Source organism: Streptomyces sp. NBC_01669 (assembly GCF_026339735.1).
Taxonomy (GTDB): Bacteria; Actinomycetota; Actinomycetes; order Streptomycetales; family Streptomycetaceae; genus Streptomyces; species Streptomyces yanii.
Genome location: NZ_JAPEQG010000001.1, coordinates 1,793,718 through 1,810,943, shown reverse-complemented (window position 1 = coordinate 1,810,943; position 17,226 = coordinate 1,793,718). Strand labels below are relative to the sequence as shown.

General features: G+C 70.6%; 10 protein-coding genes and 2 pseudogenes. 6 read left to right on the top strand and 6 right to left on the bottom strand.

The window, feature by feature from the left end; translation table 11 throughout:
- Positions 1–214: 214 nt before the first annotated feature.
- From OG972_RS08055 to OG972_RS08045, 3 genes are all read right to left on the bottom strand, one after another.
- Positions 215–1,012 carry a GNAT family N-acetyltransferase gene (locus OG972_RS08055; RefSeq protein ID WP_266979589.1) on the bottom strand — a complete coding sequence of 266 codons (798 nt, stop codon included), beginning with the start codon at positions 1,010–1,012 and terminating at the stop codon, positions 215–217.
- A 127-nt stretch (positions 1,013–1,139) separates the two neighbouring features.
- The gene (locus tag OG972_RS08050) at positions 1,140–1,955 is read right to left on the bottom strand and encodes a TetR family transcriptional regulator (protein WP_266979587.1); all 816 of its coding nucleotides are present in this window, start codon (positions 1,953–1,955) and stop codon (positions 1,140–1,142) included.
- Between the two features lie 202 nt (positions 1,956–2,157).
- A complete protein-coding gene (locus OG972_RS08045; RefSeq protein ID WP_266979585.1) occupies positions 2,158–3,939 on the bottom strand; it encodes a 3-hydroxyacyl-CoA dehydrogenase family protein in 1,782 nt (593 codons plus the stop codon).
- A gap of 358 nt (positions 3,940–4,297) precedes the next feature.
- On the opposite strand from OG972_RS08045, the gene OG972_RS08040 reads away from it, so the two are divergent.
- Positions 4,298–4,870, top strand: coding sequence for an adenylosuccinate lyase (locus OG972_RS08040; RefSeq protein ID WP_266979583.1), 573 nt, complete (start codon positions 4,298–4,300; stop codon positions 4,868–4,870).
- Here the strand turns inward: OG972_RS08040 and OG972_RS08035 are convergent.
- Both OG972_RS08035 and OG972_RS08030 read right to left on the bottom strand, forming a co-directional pair.
- Positions 4,848–5,411: pseudogene (locus tag OG972_RS08035) on the bottom strand (N-acetyltransferase family protein). The gene OG972_RS08040 and the pseudogene OG972_RS08035 sit on opposite strands and share 23 nt — an antisense overlap.
- A 67-nt stretch (positions 5,412–5,478) precedes the next feature.
- Positions 5,479–7,077: an alpha/beta hydrolase gene (locus OG972_RS08030; protein ID WP_266979581.1), complete on the bottom strand. Its 1,599-nt coding sequence runs from the start codon at positions 7,075–7,077 to the stop codon at positions 5,479–5,481.
- 316 nt (positions 7,078–7,393) lie between these two features.
- On the opposite strand from OG972_RS08030, the gene OG972_RS08025 reads away from it, so the two are divergent.
- A complete protein-coding gene (locus tag OG972_RS08025) occupies positions 7,394–9,061 on the top strand; it encodes a transposase (RefSeq protein ID WP_266979579.1) in 1,668 nt (555 codons plus the stop codon).
- Here the strand turns inward: OG972_RS08025 and OG972_RS08020 are convergent.
- Positions 9,045–9,606 (bottom strand): annotated as a pseudogene (locus tag OG972_RS08020) (radical SAM protein); the annotation flags it as partial. The gene OG972_RS08025 and the pseudogene OG972_RS08020 sit on opposite strands and share 17 nt — an antisense overlap.
- A gap of 1,356 nt (positions 9,607–10,962) precedes the next feature.
- Here OG972_RS08020 and OG972_RS08015 point away from each other — a divergent pair.
- The 4 genes from OG972_RS08015 (at position 10,963) to OG972_RS08000 (ending at position 17,143) form a co-directional block, all read left to right on the top strand.
- The gene (locus OG972_RS08015; RefSeq protein ID WP_266979577.1) at positions 10,963–11,094 is read left to right on the top strand and encodes a hypothetical protein; all 132 of its coding nucleotides are present in this window, start codon (positions 10,963–10,965) and stop codon (positions 11,092–11,094) included.
- A 336-nt stretch (positions 11,095–11,430) separates the two neighbouring features.
- On the top strand, positions 11,431–11,874 hold the full coding sequence (locus OG972_RS08010; RefSeq protein ID WP_266979575.1) for an SRPBCC family protein: 444 nt from the start codon (positions 11,431–11,433) through the stop codon (positions 11,872–11,874).
- Between the two features lie 187 nt (positions 11,875–12,061).
- Positions 12,062–14,530 (top strand): MFS transporter, encoded by a 2,469-nt coding sequence (locus tag OG972_RS08005; RefSeq protein WP_266979573.1) that lies wholly within the window; start codon positions 12,062–12,064, stop codon positions 14,528–14,530.
- Positions 14,531–14,692: 162 nt separating this feature from the next.
- Positions 14,693–17,143: a SpoIIE family protein phosphatase gene (locus OG972_RS08000; RefSeq protein ID WP_266979571.1), complete on the top strand. Its 2,451-nt coding sequence runs from the start codon at positions 14,693–14,695 to the stop codon at positions 17,141–17,143.
- Positions 17,144–17,226: the final 83 nt, after the last annotated feature.

Genomic DNA, 17,226 nt, shown 5'->3' with positions numbered 1-17,226 from the left:
ACGCAGGCGCCCGGGCGCGCAGGCACATGGCTTGCGGGGACAGCCGGCGTGCGTGAGATCTCTGCACGCCGGCCGCCCGGACAACTTCAACGTATGGCACTCCGTGACACCTGGCAAGGCACTCGGTGCCAACAATTTCTCTCAGTTGTCATCCGCTGGGCACGCATGAGCAACGACGGGGCTGTTTCGCGCCGCTCTGTCCCGCTGAGTCCGGTCAGGCCGGGCGCCGGTACACATACGGCGTGGTGGTGGTCAGGACACGGAAACCGAGCCGCTGGAGGATCGGTCTGCTCAGGTCGGTCGCGTCGACCTGCAGATACCGGAAGCCACGCTCGGCGGCGATGCGGGCACGGTACGCGACCAGCGCCCGGTAGATGCCCCTCCCGCGCCACGGCTCCACGGTCCCGCCGCCCCAGAGCCCCGCAAAGCCGGTGCCCGGGTACAGCTCCATCCGGGCCGAGCTCACCGGCTCGTCGCCCACGATGGCCAGCACCCCGACGAAGCTGTCGGGGGCCGCGGCCAGCCGCGCCAGCACCTGGTGCCGCAGCCGCGACCCGTCGGAGCCGAACGCCCGCTCGTGGGCCGCGGCCATCAGCTCCACACCGGCCGCATCCGTCACCGTGCGCAGCGTGACCCCCTCGGGGAGCTCCACGGCCGTCGGGAGGTCCGCGACGGGGGCGACCAGGAGGGTTTCCGGCGGCTGTGCGACGAAGCCGGCGCGCACCAGCCGCTGCCCCAGGTCGGCCGGCCGGTCGTGCGCGTACAGCTTCCATTCGAACGCTTCGTGGCCGAGCGCGGTGAAGTGCTCCACCTGCTCGGCGATCGCCGCATCCGCCCGTACGGCGTCCAGACCGGGGGACGACCAGACGACACCGTTCCAGTCGTCGGCCGCCCCGGCCTGCCGTACGACATCGGCGGTGCGCTCGACGCGGACGCCGGGTCCGTCGGGGCGGGCGTGCTCGCGCAACTCGCGGTCGAAGAGAGTCAGCAGGATGTCGCGGTCGTGAGTCATCCGCCCACCGGAACACGGCGGTACGGGCGCGGCAACCGGGTTTCTCCGCCCGGACGCGCGAACGCCGGACGGGCTCGGCTGCGAGCTCGTCCGGCGACGGTGGAGCGGCCGGCCAACAGGCCCCCGCTCAGCGGTCCTTGAGCGCCTGCTGGATCGTGCGCATCACTTCGTCGAGCGGTGCGTCCGTCCGCGCCACCGCGACGAGCACCTCGCCCTCGGTGCTCACCGAAGCGGCGGGCGCCGGCGTCGGTTCGGTCCCGGCGATGCGCCCGGCCCCGATGCCCGTCCCGAACGTGTCCCGGACGATCGCGAAGGCGTGGTCGAGCTGGGCCTCCACATCGCCCTGGCCGCCCGCCCTCAGCCAGCGACGCAGCACATGGTTGTGCGCGGTGACGACGGCCGACGCCGCGACCTCCGCCAGCAGCGGGTCGTCGTTGCCGACATGGTGGTCGCGCTCGTCGAAGTGGCCCAGCAGATAGCGCGTGAACAGCCGCTCGTAACGGGCCACCGAGGCGATCTCGGCCTCCCGCAGCGTGGGGACCTCACGGGTCAGCTTGTAGCGGGCCACCGAGACGGCGGGCTTGGCCGCGTACATCTTCATGACTTCTTTGATGCCGCGGCAGACGGTGTCGAGCGGGTGCTCGTGCGCAGGGGCGGCATTGAGGACGGCCTCGGCCCGGACGAGGGTGTCGTCGTGGTCGGGGAAGATCGCCTCTTCCTTGGAGCGGAAGTGCCGGAAAAAGGTCCGCCGGGCGACTCCCGCGGCGCCCGCGATCTCGTCGACCGTGGTGGCCTCGTACCCCTTCGTGGCGAAGAGCTCCATCGCCGCAGCGGCCAGTTCGCGTCGCATTTTGAGGCGCTGGGCGGCGGCGCGCGTTCCTGCGGCACTCTCCGGGGCGTCGGGCGCGGCGGAGACACGGGGGGACCTGGCGGACTGGGACATGGTGTGAACGTACTGCATCAGCGCAGGAGAGCGCGCCTGCGGGGGCGGACCGCCCGGCCGTACGTCCCGCGTCGCAGGCTGCGCGGGCGGATCGAGCAGCCCTCCCCATCCGGCTCCCGGCCCGGGAGCCGCCGGTGGTGCCCCGGCCGGGCGCTCACGCCCGGCCGGAGCACCGGTCCGCCGTTCGGACACCTGCCGGTCCTCAGCGCCGGGCATATTCGCGGAAGCCGCGCCCCGTCTTGCGGCCGAGGCAGCCGGCGGCCACCAGGTGTTCCAGCAGCGGCGCCGGGGCCAGGCCCGGGTCGCGGAACTCGCCGTGCAGCACCTTCTCGATGGCGAGCGAGACATCGAGCCCCACGACGTCCAGGAGCTCGAACGGGCCCATCGGGTAGCCGCCGCCCAGCTTCATCGCGGCGTCGATGTCGTCGAGGGTCGCGTAGTGCTCCTCGACCATCTTGATCGCGTTGTTGAGGTACGGGAACAGCAGCGCGTTCACGATGAACCCGGCACGGTCCCCGCAGTCCACCGGGTGCTTGCGGATCTTCCCGCACACCTCACGGACGGTTGCGTGGACGTCGTCCGCCGTCAGCACCGTACGGACGACCTCGACGAGCTTCATCGCGGGCGCCGGGTTGAAGAAGTGCATCCCGATGACGTCCTGCGGACGCGAGGTCGCCCGCGCGCACGCCACGACCGGCAGCGACGACGTGGTGGTGGCGAGCACCGCGCCCGGCTTGCAGATCTTGTCCAGCGTGCCGAACAGCTGCTGCTTGACCGTGAGGTCCTCGGCGACCGCCTCGACCGCGAGGTCGACATCGGCGAACGAGTCCAGCGAACCGGCAGCGGTGATCCGGCCCAGGGTCTCGTCCCGCGCCTGCGCCGTCAGCCGCCCCTTGGTGACCGAACGCTCCAGCGACTTGGCGATCCTCCCCTTCGCGGTGTCCGCCTTCTCCTGGCTGCGCGCGGCGAGCACCACGTCGTAACCGCCCTTTGCAAAGACCTCCGCCATGCCCGAGGCCATCGCCCCGGAGCCCGCGACGCCCACCGACCGGACCGTGCGCCCGGCCTCCGCTCCGGCGCTCTCCAGCGGCGTCTGCGCGTCCGGCACCACGGTCTGGCTGCCCGGCGCCACGTACGTGTAGAAGCCACGGCCCGCCTTGCGACCGGTCAGACCGGCCTCGCTGAGCTGCTTGAGGATCGGAGCGGGGGCGTGCAGCCGGTCGTGCGACGCGGAGTACATCGCCTCCAGGACGGTACGGGCGGTGTCGACGCCGATCAGGTCGAGCAGCGCGAGGGGGCCCATCGGCAGGCCGCAGCCCAGCTTCATGGCAGCGTCGATGTCCTCACGGGAGGCGTAGTTCGCCTCGTACATCGCGGCGGCCTGGTTGAGGTAGCCGAAGAGGAGCCCGTCGGCGACGAAGCCCGGCCGGTCGCCCACCGCAACCGGTTCCTTGCCGAGCTCGCGGGCGAGCTCCGTGACCGCCTCGACGGCCGGCGGCGCGGTCAGCACCGAGGAGACCACCTCGACCAGCTTCATCGCGGGCGCCGGGTTGAAGAAGTGCAGGCCCAGCACGCGCTCGGGGTGCTGCGACTCGGCCGCGAGCCGGGTCACCGACAGGGCGTTCGTGCCGGTCGCCAGGATCGTGGTGGGGGAGACGATCGCGTCGAGCTCACGGAAGAGCTGCTGCTTGATCTCGTACGACTCGGGAACGACCTCGATGACGAGCTGCGCGTCCGCCACGGCCTGCAGGTCGGAGAAGGTACGGAACCGGGCGAGCACGTCCAGGCGCTCCCCCTCGGTGATCCGCTCCTTCTTCACGGCGCGGGCGGTGGAGGCCTCCAGGGCGGCGACGGCCTGACGGGCGGCCGCGTCGCTGACGTCGATACCGATGACCTCGCGGCCGGCCCGGGCCAGGACCTCGGCGATGCCGATGCCCATGGTGCCGAGACCGACGACGGCGATGGTGGAGAGAGGGGTGTCCATCACGGGACTCCAGAGAATGAGTGACGACTGAGTGGGCGCACGGCGCGCACGGATCAGCTGGGACCGAAAGGGTCCAACCAGCGCATGGCGTGCGGGAATTGCGTGTCGAGGTGTTCCTGGCCGGAGGTGCGGGAGGCACGCCCGGACGGGAAAGGGGGTGACCGACTCTGTCCCGGAGTCGCGTCTCACAAAGCTGCCGAACCGACAAGCACTCCGAGTGGCTGCGTCACCAGGCCACTGGAGTCGGCGGGGAGTGTGTCCCGCTCACATGAGATTAACCGGCGAGTAACGAGCGCGCCAGCCCCGAGTCGCTGTGCGCCGGCTCACACTCACCGTGGCCGCCGATACCCTCAGGGTCATGGACGAGGAGTTCCGGTCGCTGACCGACCGGCTGGCGGACGAGGCGGGGGAGTCGGCGGCCTACCGCAGGCTGCTCGCCACCGACGACGACGAGGAACTGGCCCGGGTCCTCGTCGAACGGGAGCGCCCGCTCTGGGCGCGTGAGATCGCCGCGTTCCGGCTCGGCTGCGGCGGGGACCGACGGGCCTTCGAAGCACTGGTTCTGCTGCTCAACCACCGCGACCCGGAGCGCTGCGTCTCCGCGGCCCACGCCCTGGTGCGCCTGGGCGACCCCCGCACCCCGCGTGCCGCCGCCGCGCTCGCGACGAACACCCTGCGCACCGCGTACGCCCTGCACCCGGTCCGCCTGCTCACCGCCCTGCGGGCCCCCGAGTCCGTCCCGGCGCTGATCAGCACCCTGGAGCGGCTGCTGGCGCCGGACGAGCCGCACTGGCGGGTCGCGCTGGCCTGTGTGGAGGGTCTGGGGCAGCTCGGCGACGCGCAGGCCCGCCCGGTCCTGGAGGCGGCGCTGCCGCACCCGAGGCTCGGCGGCGCCGCCGAGGAGGCGATCAGCCGGCTGCCGACGGGCTGAGGGGGCGTACGTAACGCATCTCGGGCACGAGAACGCCGCCGACCCGGAAAGGTTCCTCGACGCCGTCCGGCGCGAAGCCCGCACGCTCGTAGAAGCGGCGGGCCGGCGCGTTCTCCTTGAGGACCCAGAGCGCCAGATCGGGGAACCCGTCCGCGGTGGAGCGAGCCAGGATCTCCGTCATCAGGGCGCGGCCCACCCCGGTCCCGAGGTGCTCGGGCAGCACGTAGATGGCCTACAGCTCGGCGCGGGCGAGCCGGCTGCCGTCCGCGCGGTACGGGCCGTAACAGGCCCAGCCGATCACACCCCGGCCCGGCCGCTCGGCCACCACATTGACGACCGTGTTGCGCTCGGCGAAGAAACCGCGCCGTCGCTGCGCGTCCTCGGCGATGTTCATCGCGTTCAGATATGCCTGCGGGATCAACCCGGCGTACGCGGCCTGCCAGCCGCGCACCCGGACCGTGGCGACGGCCTCGCAGTCGTCGACGGTCATGGACCGGACGGACGGGTCGGGGGCGTACGCGGAGGTCGGCCGTGTCGTCATGCGGACCATGGTGGCGTACGCCCCCGAGGGCGTGCGATCGGGTCACGGGGCGCGCAGTGACCTCCTGTCAGCCGTGGAAGCCGAGCAGCCCGTGCAAGGTGCTGCCGCTGCTGTCCGCGCGCTTCGCCGACTTCACCTTCGCCGCCTCGGCGGTCAGCGGCTTCGGGTCGGGCGACGTCGGGCAGACCGCATCCGCGTCCGCGAGGCTGCCGTGGCCGCGCGGGACGGTGCCCTTGGCGAGATAGTCCGTCAGGTACTTGTCCAGGCATGCGTTGCCGCTCAGCGTGACACCGTGGTTGCCGCCGCCCTGCTCGACGACCAGGCTGGAGCCGCGGAGCCGCCGGTGCAGGGTGACCCCGCCCGCGTACGGTGTGGCCGCGTCCTCCGTGGCCTGGAAGAGCAGCACCGGCGGGAGCGCGTGGTTCGAGACCCCCACCGGATTCAGCGGCTCCACCGGCCAGGAGGCGCACGGTGCGTTGTACCAGGTGTTGCTCCAGGCGTAGAAGGGTGCTTTGGCGTGCACCTTCCAGCTGTCGTTGCGCCAGGTGTTCCAGCTCAGCGGCCACCGGGAGTCGCGGCACTGCACGGCCAGGTAGACGGAGTAGCCGTTGTCGCCCTTCGCGTCGACGGCACCGAGCCGGTCGTACGCGGCGACGAGCGCGTCCTGGTCCTTGTGGTTCACGTACGCGGCGAACGCGTCGGCCAGGAAGGGCCAGTACCCGTTGTAGTAGCCGCCCGGCAGGAAGGTGTCCTCCAGCTCGCTCGGACCGACCTTCTTGCCCGCGGGCTGTTTCCGCAACGCGTCGCGCATCCGGTACCAGGCCGCCTCGACCCGCGCCGGGTCGTTGCCGAGCCGGTACGTCTCGTCGTGCTTCGCCACCCACGCGGCGAACGCCTTCTGGCGGGCGTCGAACGCGTAGTTCTGACCGATGTTGTCCTCGTACCAGACCCCGTCCGGGTCGACGTTCGAGTCGAGCACCAGCCGCCGCACCCGCTGCGGGAACAGCTTCGCGTACACCGCGCCCAGGTACGTCCCGTACGAGTACCCGAAGTAGTTGATCTTCGGGGCGCCGGTGGCCTGCCGGATCACATCGAGGTCCTTGGCGGCGCTGACCGTGTCCATGTACGGCAGCAGATCGGGGTACTTCCTGCCGCACTCCTCCGCGAAGTTGCGCGCCCGGTCGCGGCGGGTGCGCTCGTCGGCGAGGGTCTGCGGCACCGAGTCGGGCCGCAGCGGCTTGAAGTACTTGGGTACGCAGTCCAGCGCCGGGGAGCTCTGCCCGACCCCGCGCGGGTCGAACCCGATCACGTCGTACTGCGCGGCGACGTCCTTCGGGAGCGAGGAGGCCACGAACCCGGCCATGGCCAGTCCGCTGCCGCCGGGACCCCCGGGGTTGACGATCAGCGGGCCCTGCGAAGTCTTCGCGGTGTGCGGGATCCGGGACAGGGCGAGAGTGATCCGTCGGCCCGACGGGTCGTCATGATTGAGCGGCGTACTGACCTTTGAGCACTGCAGATTCGGATACACCTTGGTGCCGCAGCCGGTCCAGCGGAGTGGCGCGGCATGCGGTGCGACGCCGGTGGCGGCCGCCGGGGACGGCACGGCGGTCACCAGACCGGCGACCGTCGCGCCGACGGCGATCAGAATTCCTGAACGATTCGTCATATGGCCTCCCGTGGTGGAGGGAATGCGGCTGCGTGTGGCACAGCCCCCGCCGCATGCTCCCCACATTCGGACACGGAAGGACATGATCGGGTGAGAGTTGACCCGTTTGCCGGGGTGGTGACGGATGCTCAGAGAAGGGTTGCGAGCTGCTGTCGGTTTACTGAGCCGAAGGGAGTGGTGGCGTGCGGGAGTGAGTCGTGGCGGTGTATTCGCGGTGGGTGGGAACGGGGGTTCTGGGGCCGAATGGGTGACCTTGGTGGCTGTTGCTCGTTGGGCTGGGTGGCAGGTGTTCGGCCTTGAGGGAGGGGGTGATGTGGTGGGTGGTCTGCGGAAGTTGGCCGTGCCCTTCGTGGTGCCCGGGCCCTGCGGGGTGGCGATCCGGGACCGGCTCAAGCGCCTCACCTCCCAGGACGAGATGGTGCTGCGTGCGGTCGGTGAGCACCAAGGCCGTCTGAGCTCGCGTGATCTCAAGGAACGCTGTGCGGACGGCCACGATCACAGCGCTCAGACATGGGCGGCGCGTAAGCGGGAGCTGACGGCACGGTCGTCGTCGCGGATCGCGGGTGCGATCACCAAGGCCACGCACGATCAGTGGGCGCTCGCACGCCGTTGCCAGGCAGCGCACATCCAGAACCTGGCGGCCGGGATCAAGACGCTGCGGCACCGCCTGTCCCTCCCGATCGGGACGCCCGGAACGAAGCGGGCGGCGGGCGGTTACCGGTCGAAGGGCGAGTGGTTCCGCAAGTCCCGCCGCCTCGCGGCACTGGAGGCGCGGCACGTTGCTGCCGTCGCCGACTGGCAGGCCGGACGGGTGCGGGTGGTACGGGGCGGTAAACGTCTCCTGAACACCCGCTACCACCTCACCCAGGCCCAACTCACCGAGGACCAGTGGCGGCAACGCTGGAAGGCGGAACGCTGGTTCATCGCCGCCGACGGCGAGTCGGGCAAACGGTTCGGGAACGAAACGATCCGCGTCACCCCGGACGGCGAGGTCAGCATCAAACTGCCTGCCCCGCTCGCGCACCTGGCCAACGCCCGGCACGGCCGGTACGTCCTCACCGCCACCGTGGCGTTCGCGCACCGGGGCGCGGAGTGGGCCGACCGCATCGAAGCGAATCGGGCCGTCGCCTACCGCATCCACCTCGACGTGGGCCGTGGTCGCTGGTACCTGACCGCATCCTGGCAACGCCCCGCCGTGAAGACCATCCCGTTGGAGACTGCCCGCGCCCGGGGCATGATCGGTGTCGATACCAACGCCGACCACTTCGCCGCCTACCGGCTCGACCGGCACGGCAACCCGGTCGATGAGCCGCACCGTTTCCCCTACGACCTGTCCGGTTCGGCCGGTCACCGTGACGCGCAGCTCCGCCACGCGCTGACCCGGCTGATCAACTGGGCGGTGCGTGTCGGTGTCGCCGCGATCGGCATCGAAGACCTCGACTTCGCGCCTGAGAAGACCCGGGAGAAACACGGCCGCCGCAAAAGGTTCCGGCGGCTCATCTCCGGCATCCCGACCGGCAAGCTCAAGGCCCGGCTGGTGTCGATGGCGGCCGAACGGGGCCTCGCGATCGTCGCGGTCGACCCGGCCTACACCTCCCAGTGGGGTGCCCAGCACTGGCAGAAACCGCTGACCACCCCCCACCGAAAGATGTCCCGTCACGATGCCGCCGGTATCGCGATCGGACGACGCGCCCTCGGACACCCGATCCGGGATGGGGTATCCCCTGCTCGAACGCAGTTGAGAGCTTGGGGAAGGACGGCACCGCCCCCACACGACCGGAGTGATCGTGCGGGGCATCGGACCGCCCAGGCCGAACCAGGTCACCGGGGGTGTGAGGGAACCCGCCCACCCACCACGGACCGGCCCCCTGGAGGACCGTCGCCGAGCGGGACGCGAACGCGGGAACCCAGCGCATCCAACACCGTTCGGGATGCGCCCAGTACGCAACAGTGGGTCCAGGACTCACTCATGCGCACTGGTTAGGAACGGTCAGCTGGGTGGACCCGGGACCGCCCGGAGGTGACTGCCGGTCGAGCCGTTCCTGCTGGACGGAGATCCGGCGTGCCTCGCCGCGGCGCGCCGGTCCGATGCCGAACTCGGCCGCCAGCTCGTGGACCCGGCGTGTGATCGTGCGCTGGTACCAGGTGGGCGCGTACGCCCCGTCCGCGTACATTTGCTGGTACCGCCGCACCAGCTGGGGATGGTGCTGCGCGACCCACTGCATGAACCACTCCCGGGCGCCGGGCCGCAGATGGAGGACGAGCGGGGTCACCGAGCTCGCCCCGGCGTCGGCGATCGCGCGGACCGTGGCCCGCAGCTGGTCCGGCCGGTCACCGAGGAACGGGATGACGGGTGCCATCAGCACGCCGCAGTCGATGCCGTTCCCGCTCAGGGTGCGCACGACGTCCAGCCGGCGCTCGGGGGACGGGGTGCCGGGCTCCACCGTGCGCCACCAGCGGGCGCGCGGGGGACACGCCTACATGAGTTTGACGAGCCAAAGGGCGAATCAGCGTCAGCAGCCCGACGGTGCTGTGACCAGTTGAAGGACCTGGGGCACGGTTGATGAGGCGGTGTCGTGCGGCCACTGTTGGAGGGGCGGCTAGAGGTCTCGCCTGAACGGCCGTGAACGGGGCTGAATGAGACGGAAGGCGAGACGGACGGCCCACAAGGGTCTCGTCCTCTTCTTCCAAGCCGAAGCTCCAGCGCCTCCGTGCGGTGATCCACCAACTCGGGGCCTTCGGGGTCGTCCCGGAACAGGCACGCGAAGAGGTCCACCTTCTCCGACGCCTGGGCATTTACACTTTCACCGCCACACAGCGTGAGGGATGATGTGAGAAGCGTAAACGAAATGCTGCGTAGACCTCGGCGCCCCCTTGTGCTCCGTGCGGTGCTGATCACTACGCTGGTCGCGCAGTCGGCTGCGCTTGTCGCCCAGGACATGCAGATCGACAATCTGCGGGCACGGCACGTCGACCTCCAGGCGCAACGCGTCGTGGTCGGCCCCTCCGGCCCGCCAGGCCCATCTGGTCCGCCCGGCCCCGCCGGCCCGGCAGGAAAGAACGGGACGGATGGGAAGAACGGCACGGACGGAAGGCCTGGAGCGGACGGGAGGCCTGGGAGGGACGGCAAGGACGGCAAGGACGGCAAGGACGGGCAAAATGCTGTTGCCAACCCAGCGCCAACCGCCCCCCAGGGCCACAGTTGAGCCCCAGGGCCACAATGGGGACGTCAAGGACGGGGCCCTCGCGGTTGCGGCCGGCAATACACGACGAACCGCGGAACCAGCACCGGTACCCCGCGGACGGGCGTGTGTGCCGCGCGTCGGGAACGAGTCCGCGAGCTCCTCTTAGTCCCTGCCTCGATGACGGACTTCAGCGCTTCCGTGCGGTGATCGACAAGCTCGCGGCCTTCGGGTTCGCTCTGGGATAGACGCGCGACGAGGAGGTCCGCCTTGTCTGGCTCCTCGCCATTTACGCTTACCGTCACGTAGCGTGAGGGGTAACGTGAGAAGCGTAAACGAAATACTGCGTAAGTGGCGTCCCCTCGTGCTTGGCGCCGCGCTGATCACCGCGCTGGTCGCGCAGTCGGGCGCGCTTGTCGCCCATCAAATGCAGATCGACGACATGCGGGCACGGAACGTCGACCTTCAGGCGCACCGCGTCGAGGTCGGCCCGTCCGGTCCGCCAGGTCGCTCCGGTCCCCCCGGTCCGCCCGGCCCCGTCGGCCCGCCGGGCAAAAACGGGACGGACGGGTGGAACGGGAGAGATGGGATCGATGGGGAAGGCGGGCGCAATGGGAGGTGGGGACATAATGGAAGAAATGGGAAAAACGGTGTAGTGCTGGGCGCCCAGTAGTGCTCCGGTGGCGGCCTTGAGGATTTCGTAGTGAAGAGGATTCTCGTGATGGAGAAGGACGTCATGAAGGCGCAGGCACACAGCGGTGCGGCGGGAATCGCGATCGTGGTGCGAGACGGCCTGATGCGCTGTAGCAGGTGCCCCTTCACGTACCGCTACTGACCCCGGACGGTGCGCGGGCACCTGTCGATACTCGCCGGTCAGTCGCCGTCGCCCCGCCATGCGCCGCGACCTCTGTCATACCCGGGGTCGGGGCTGTGTCGAAGGTGCGCGTGGTCACCGCGTCCGCGGCGAAGAGCGTGCCCGTTCCGGCCTCTCGGGTGTTTTCGACCAGATTGTCCCAGCGCATGGACGCCTCCTCGGTAGCACTGGAGAGAGAATAGAACACTTGTTCCCTTGATCGTTTTCTCCCGTTCGTCCCGGCCCGGATTTTGAGCGGCGTGCCGGAGGTGATTGGCTCAGCACACCCCCGAACAACCGAGTGCTGGAGGAACAGCCATGGCGCAGGTCGAGGCCACGACAGAGCGGATCATCGCGGCGGACGCGGAGACGGTGTTCGACGCGCTGGCTGACTACCAGGAGGTCCGGGGCAAGGTCCTGCCCGGCCACTTCAGTGAGTACGAGGTCCGCGAGGGCGGTGACGGTGAGGGCACCCTCGTCCACTGGAAGCTCCAGGCCACCAGCAAGCGGGTCCGCGACTGCCTGCTCGACGTGACCGAGCCGACCGACGGGCAGCTCATCGAGAAGGACCGCAACTCGTCGATGGTCACCACGTGGACCGTCACCCCGGCCGGCGAGGGCCGGTCCAAGGCCGTCGTCTCGACCGTCTGGAACGGCGCGGGCGGCATCGGTGGATTCTTCGAGAAGACCTTTGCGCCCAAGGGGCTTGGACGCATCTACGACGAGCTGCTGCAGAACCTTGCGACCGAGGTCGAGAAGTAGCCTCGTGCAGCGCTGACCGGCCTCACCGGTTCGGGTGGTTTTCCCGGCCGGTCGGTTGTGCGCCGTAGTGGCTCCCACCGGGGGATAAGCCCCCCGAGTGCGCCGTCGGCGCCCCCCGTCGCGTTTGCCCTCCCTTGTCGCGCAATGCGAGAAATGGGCGGCGCAGATGCGACGAGGGGAGCGGCACGTGGCGGGTGGAATCACTCTGGTGAAGGACGAGCCGGACGGTGCGGAGGGCGAGGCCGAGGCGGCGACCGCGGATCCGCACGGTGTGCAGACCGCCGCCCTGCCCGGTGCGGTGACTCCAGCCTCGTCCCCACCGGGTCCCGACGCCGCGGAGATCAGCCCCCGCCGGATCCGGCTGGTCTTCCTCGGACTGATGCTCACCCTGCTGCTCGCGGCGCTCGACCAGATGATCGTCGCCACCGCCCTGCCGAAGATCGTCGGTGAGCTGCACGGCCTGGAGAAGATGTCCTGGGCCGTCACCGCCTATCTCCTCGCCTCCACCATCGGGCTGCCGATCTACGGCAAGCTCGGCGATCTCTTCGGCCGCAAGAGCGTCTTCCAGTTCGCCATCGTCGTCTTCGTCGTCGGCTCCGCGCTGGCCGGCTGGTCCCGGACCATGGACGAGCTGATCGCCTTCCGCGCCGTCCAGGGCATCGGCGGCGGCGGGCTCATGATCGGGGTCCAGGCGATCATCGCGGACGTCGTACCGCCCCGCGAGCGCGGCCGTTTCATGGGGCTGATCGGCGCCGCCTTCGGTCTCGCGTCCGTTGCCGGACCGCTGCTCGGCGGCTTCTTCACCGACCACGCGTCCTGGCGCTGGTGCTTCTACATCAACGTCCCGTTCGGACTGGTCACGCTGGCCGTCATCACCGTCGTACTGAAACTCCCCAAACCCGCCGTCCGGCCCCGGCTCGATGTACTCGGCGCGCTGCTGCTGGCCGCCGCCTCCACCTGCGTGGTGCTGCTGACCAGTTGGGGCGGTACGGAGTACGCCTGGGGCTCGCGCACCATCCTCGGGCTGGCCGTCGGGGCCGTCGGAACGGCTCTCCTCTTCCTGGTCGTCGAGCGCCGCGCGCCCGAACCCGTGATCCCGCTGAGGCTGTTCCGCGACTCGATCTTCAACGTGACCGCGCTCGTCGGCGCGGTCGTCGGCGTCGCCCTGTTCGGCGCCGCCAGCTATCTGCCGACGTTCCTGCAGATGGTCGACGGCGCCACCGCCACCGAATCCGGGCTGCTGATGCTCCCGATGATGGGCGGCATCGTCGGCGCGTCCGTCGTCTCTGGCCAGCTGATCTCCCGTACCGGCCGCTACCGCGTCTACCCGATCCTCGGCGGTGCGATCTCGGTCGTCGGCATGTGGCTTCTCTCCCGTCTCGAAACCGGCACCCCACGCGTCGAATACAGCATCGCGCAGGCCGTCCTCGGCATCGGGATCGGCCTGATCATGCCGGTGCTCGTCCTTGCCGTGCAGAACTCCGTACCACCCGCCGACCTCGGCGCCGCCACCAGTGCGAACAACTACTTCCGGCAGATCGGCGGCAGCGTCGGCGCCGCCGTCTTCGGGACGCTCTTCGCGGGCCGTCTCGCCGACGCCCTCGCGGTCCGCCTCCCGTCCGGCGCCGACCTCCCCGACCCCGAGTCGATCACCCCGCAGCTGGTCCACGCCATGGAGCCGGCCCTTCGCGACAGCTACATCCAGGCGTACGCAGACGCGATGCCGCGGATCTTCCTCTACCTCGTGCCGGTGCTCGCACTCGGCCTCGTCATCGCCTTCTTCCTCAAGGAGAAACCGCTGGTGTCCCACCACAGCCCCGAATCCGCAGCCGCCGAGTCCGCCGCCCCCATCCCCGCCGCCCGCGCCACCCACGCCCCTCCACCGCCCGTCTACCTGTCGGGCGTCCCGGTGTGCGGCTGCGTCCAGCACCCCGACGGTACGAAGGTCCCACGCGCCGCCCTCACCCTGATCGACATCCAGGGGAAGCAGGTCGGCCGCGGCGCGAGCGGCGACGACGGGCGGTACGCGCTGAGCGTGCCCGGCTCCGGTTCGTACGTCCTCATCGCGGCGGCCGGAGGACACCAGCCGCAGGCCGTCAGCGTCACCGTCGGGGAGCGGCCCGTCGAGCTCGACGTGGTGCTCGGCGGTGCGGGCCGGCTGGCCGGGACTGTCGTCACGGCCGACGGGATCCCGGTGCGGGATGCCGCCGTCACGCTCACCGATGTGCGTGGCGAGGTGGTCGCGTCCACCCGTAGCGGCCGTGAAGGCGGCTATGTGATCTCGGAGTTGGTGGCCGGAGAGTACACCCTTGCCGCCAGCGCCCCCGCTTTCCGGCCCGCCGCGCTGCCGGTCAGCGTGCAAGCGGCCAGGGAGACCCGGCAGGACATCGAGCTGGCCGGGGGTGCGGTGCTGCGCGGCGTCGTACGGGCGAGCGGCGGACGGCCCGTCGAGGACGCCCGGGTCACGCTCCTCGACGCGGCGGGCAATGTCGTCGACACCCTGACGACCGGGCCCGACGGGGCGTTCCGTTTCGTGGACCTGTCGACCGGCGAGTACACCGTCATCGCGGCGGGGTACCCGCCGGTGGCCACTGTCCTCCAGGTCGCGGGCGGCGGGCGCACCGAGCGTGACCTGCAACTCGGTCACGAGGACTGACGCCGCGTCCCGGCGCAGCGTGGTGCGTGGTGGTGCGTGGTTGTGCGCGGGCGCACCGCCTCCGGGGGCGATTCCGCCGATGACCGGCGGACGCCGGACGCGGGGACGTACCGTGGAGTCACATACTGCAGAACCTTGCGGTGGGGAAGGAGCCTTCCACCCATGGACCTGGATGTGCCGCCGCACAGGGCACCACAACCGCGTGAAGCAGTCGCGGGGCGGGTTCCGCTCGCCGTGGTGGTCGTCGACATGGACGGCCTCGTGTCGCACTGGTCGACCGGGGCCCGACGGCTCTTCGGCGTGGCCAGGGAGGACGCCATCGGCTGCCCGGCCGGTGAACTCCTCCCGGTCTCCGGGGCGTTACCGCAGGAGTCGGAGCCCGGGCGGTCCGGCGATACGTACGGTGACTTCGGCCCGGAGCTCGACGGTTCGCTGAGCGGCACCGTCGCCTACCCGGCAGCGGGGCGGGCCAGGGTCGACCAACCGGAGCGCGGCCGGATCGACATCCTGTGGTGGGCCTACCCGCTGGTCGGCCCCGGTGCGGAGCGGCTCCTCGTCCTCGCCGCGGACGCCGTGCCCCTGCACAGCGGTGACGAGGGCGGCGACCCGGACAGCGAGACGATCGCCCCCGGCTTCGCGCGCCACACCGACTTCCCCGGCTACCGGGACCTGGCCGGCCGCCTCCCCGAGATCCTGCCGAACATGGGCGTCCACGAAGCGACCCGGATCGTCTCCCAGGTACTCGAACTCGGCTACCCGATCCTGGAGTTCAGCCACCATGCGCGGGTCCCGGTCACCCCCGACTGGGGCGTACCGCGCCGCAGTTCGCGCAGCCGGCCCGATGACCCGGAGACCGCAGCCGACGGGGCTCCGGCACCGCGCGCCGTGCCCCGCCCCGAACTCGACCTGGAGTACGCCGCCGTCCGCGAACGGCTGGAGTTCCTCAACGAGGTGAGCGGGCGCATCGGCACCTCCCTCGATCTGGAACGCACCATCCGCGAGGTCACCAGCGCCGCCGTCCCCCGCTTCACCGACTTCGCGGGTACACATCTGCGCGCCGCGGTCCTCGCCGGTGAGGGCTTCCCGGACGGGCCGCCCGACGTCGCGACCGTCTGGCACCGGGTATGGGTCGAGCACAACGACGAACCCGGCCGCTGGGACGACACCGTCCCGGTCGGTGAGTCCATCGCCTTCCCGCAGCACACGCCGTTCTTCCAGTGCATGGTCACCGGCGAACCCGTCCTCATCCCGTACGTCAGCGAGGAGTTGAGCAACCGGATCTCGGGCGAGTTCGAGAAGCGCGACCTGCGGCCGCTGATCACCCACCGATCCCTGCTGATCGTCCCGCTCAAGGCGCGCGACGTGGTGCTCGGCTTCATGGTCCTGATGCGCCGCCCCGGCCGTGAGCCCTTCGACGACATGGACCGCACCACCGGCGCCGAACTCGCCGCCCGTGCCGGGCTCGTCCTCGACAACGCCCGCATGTACACGTACCAGGAGAATGTGGCCGACACCCTCCAGGACAGCATGCTGCCCCAGGTCGAGCCCCGCATGGCCGGCTGCGACATCGCCACCCGCTACCTGCCCGGCACCCGGCTCGGCAGGATCGGCGGCGACTGGTTCGACTCGGTGAAGCTGCCCGGCTCCCGGACCGCGCTGGTCGTCGGGGACGTCATGGGACACGGTCTCAACTCGGCTGCGATGATGGGCCAGTTGCGCACCGCCGTGCTGACGATGGCGACCATGGAGATGCCACCCGCCCAGCTGCTGCGCAATCTCGACGACCTGGCGCAGCGCCTCGGCGAGCAATATCTCGCAACCTGCCTCTACGCCGTCTACGACCCGATCCGCTCCGAGCTCCAGATCGCCAATGCCGGGCACATCCCGCCCGTGCTGGTGCGCGCCGAGGACGGCCGGGCCGAGCTCCTCGACCTGCCGACGGGGGCGCCGATCGGTGTCGGCGGTGTCGCCTTCGAGACCGCGACCATACCGGTACGGCCCGGCGACCGCCTGGTGCTCTGCACCGACGGGCTGGTCGAGGTGCGCGGCCAGGACATCGGCGCCGGACTCGCCACGCTCTGCGCCTCCGCCGCACACCCCGCCGCCTCGATGGACGACGCCTGCGACACGATCATCCGCGCCCTGAACCCGAAGGACGGCCGCAAGGACGACGTGGCGCTGCTGATGGCCCGGCTGAACGGCATCCCGGACGACGACGTCGCCGAATGGCAACTCGCCCTGGACACTCGGGAAGTGGCACGAGCCCGGAGCCTGGTGCGCGGCAAGCTCCTCGACTGGGATCTGCCGGACGCGGTGGAGTCGGCGGTGCTGATGGTCAGCGAGCTGGTCACCAACGCCGTGAACCACGGGCGCATCCGCCACATCGGGCTGCGTCTGGTCCGGACCGGCGCCCTGCTCTGTGAGGTCAGCGACGACGAACCGGCTCCCGCCACCCTCCTCAGCGCCTCCGCCCACGACGAGTCGGGACGCGGCCTGCTGGTGGTGAGTAACCTCGCCCGGGAGTGGGGCACGAGCACCACGGCACATGGCAAGACCGTGTGGTTCGAGCAGCCGCTTGTCCGATTTCCCCGCCCCCGGTCGAACACCAGGTGAAAGTAGGTGCGCCGAACGGCGGATGATGCCCGCTCTCTTGCCCCGGACGCTGCCGGGACGGTAGGCCGTTGCCCAGCGAATGG

What these genes read in the sequence shown, in the direction of transcription:
- OG972_RS08055 (WP_266979589.1), bottom strand. Translation starts at nt 1,012, where the DNA reads ATGACTCACGACCGCGACATCCTGCTGACTCTCTTCGACCGCGAGTTG.
- OG972_RS08050 (WP_266979587.1), bottom strand. Translation starts at nt 1,955, where the DNA reads ATGTCCCAGTCCGCCAGGTCCCCCCGTGTCTCCGCCGCGCCCGACGCC.
- OG972_RS08045 (WP_266979585.1), bottom strand. Translation starts at nt 3,939, where the DNA reads ATGGACACCCCTCTCTCCACCATCGCCGTCGTCGGTCTCGGCACCATG.
- OG972_RS08040 (WP_266979583.1), top strand. Translation starts at nt 4,298, where the DNA reads ATGGACGAGGAGTTCCGGTCGCTGACCGACCGGCTGGCGGACGAGGCG.
- OG972_RS08030 (WP_266979581.1), bottom strand. Translation starts at nt 7,077, where the DNA reads ATGACGAATCGTTCAGGAATTCTGATCGCCGTCGGCGCGACGGTCGCC.
- OG972_RS08010 (WP_266979575.1), top strand. Translation starts at nt 11,431, where the DNA reads ATGGCGCAGGTCGAGGCCACGACAGAGCGGATCATCGCGGCGGACGCG.
- OG972_RS08000 (WP_266979571.1), top strand. Translation starts at nt 14,693, where the DNA reads ATGGACCTGGATGTGCCGCCGCACAGGGCACCACAACCGCGTGAAGCA.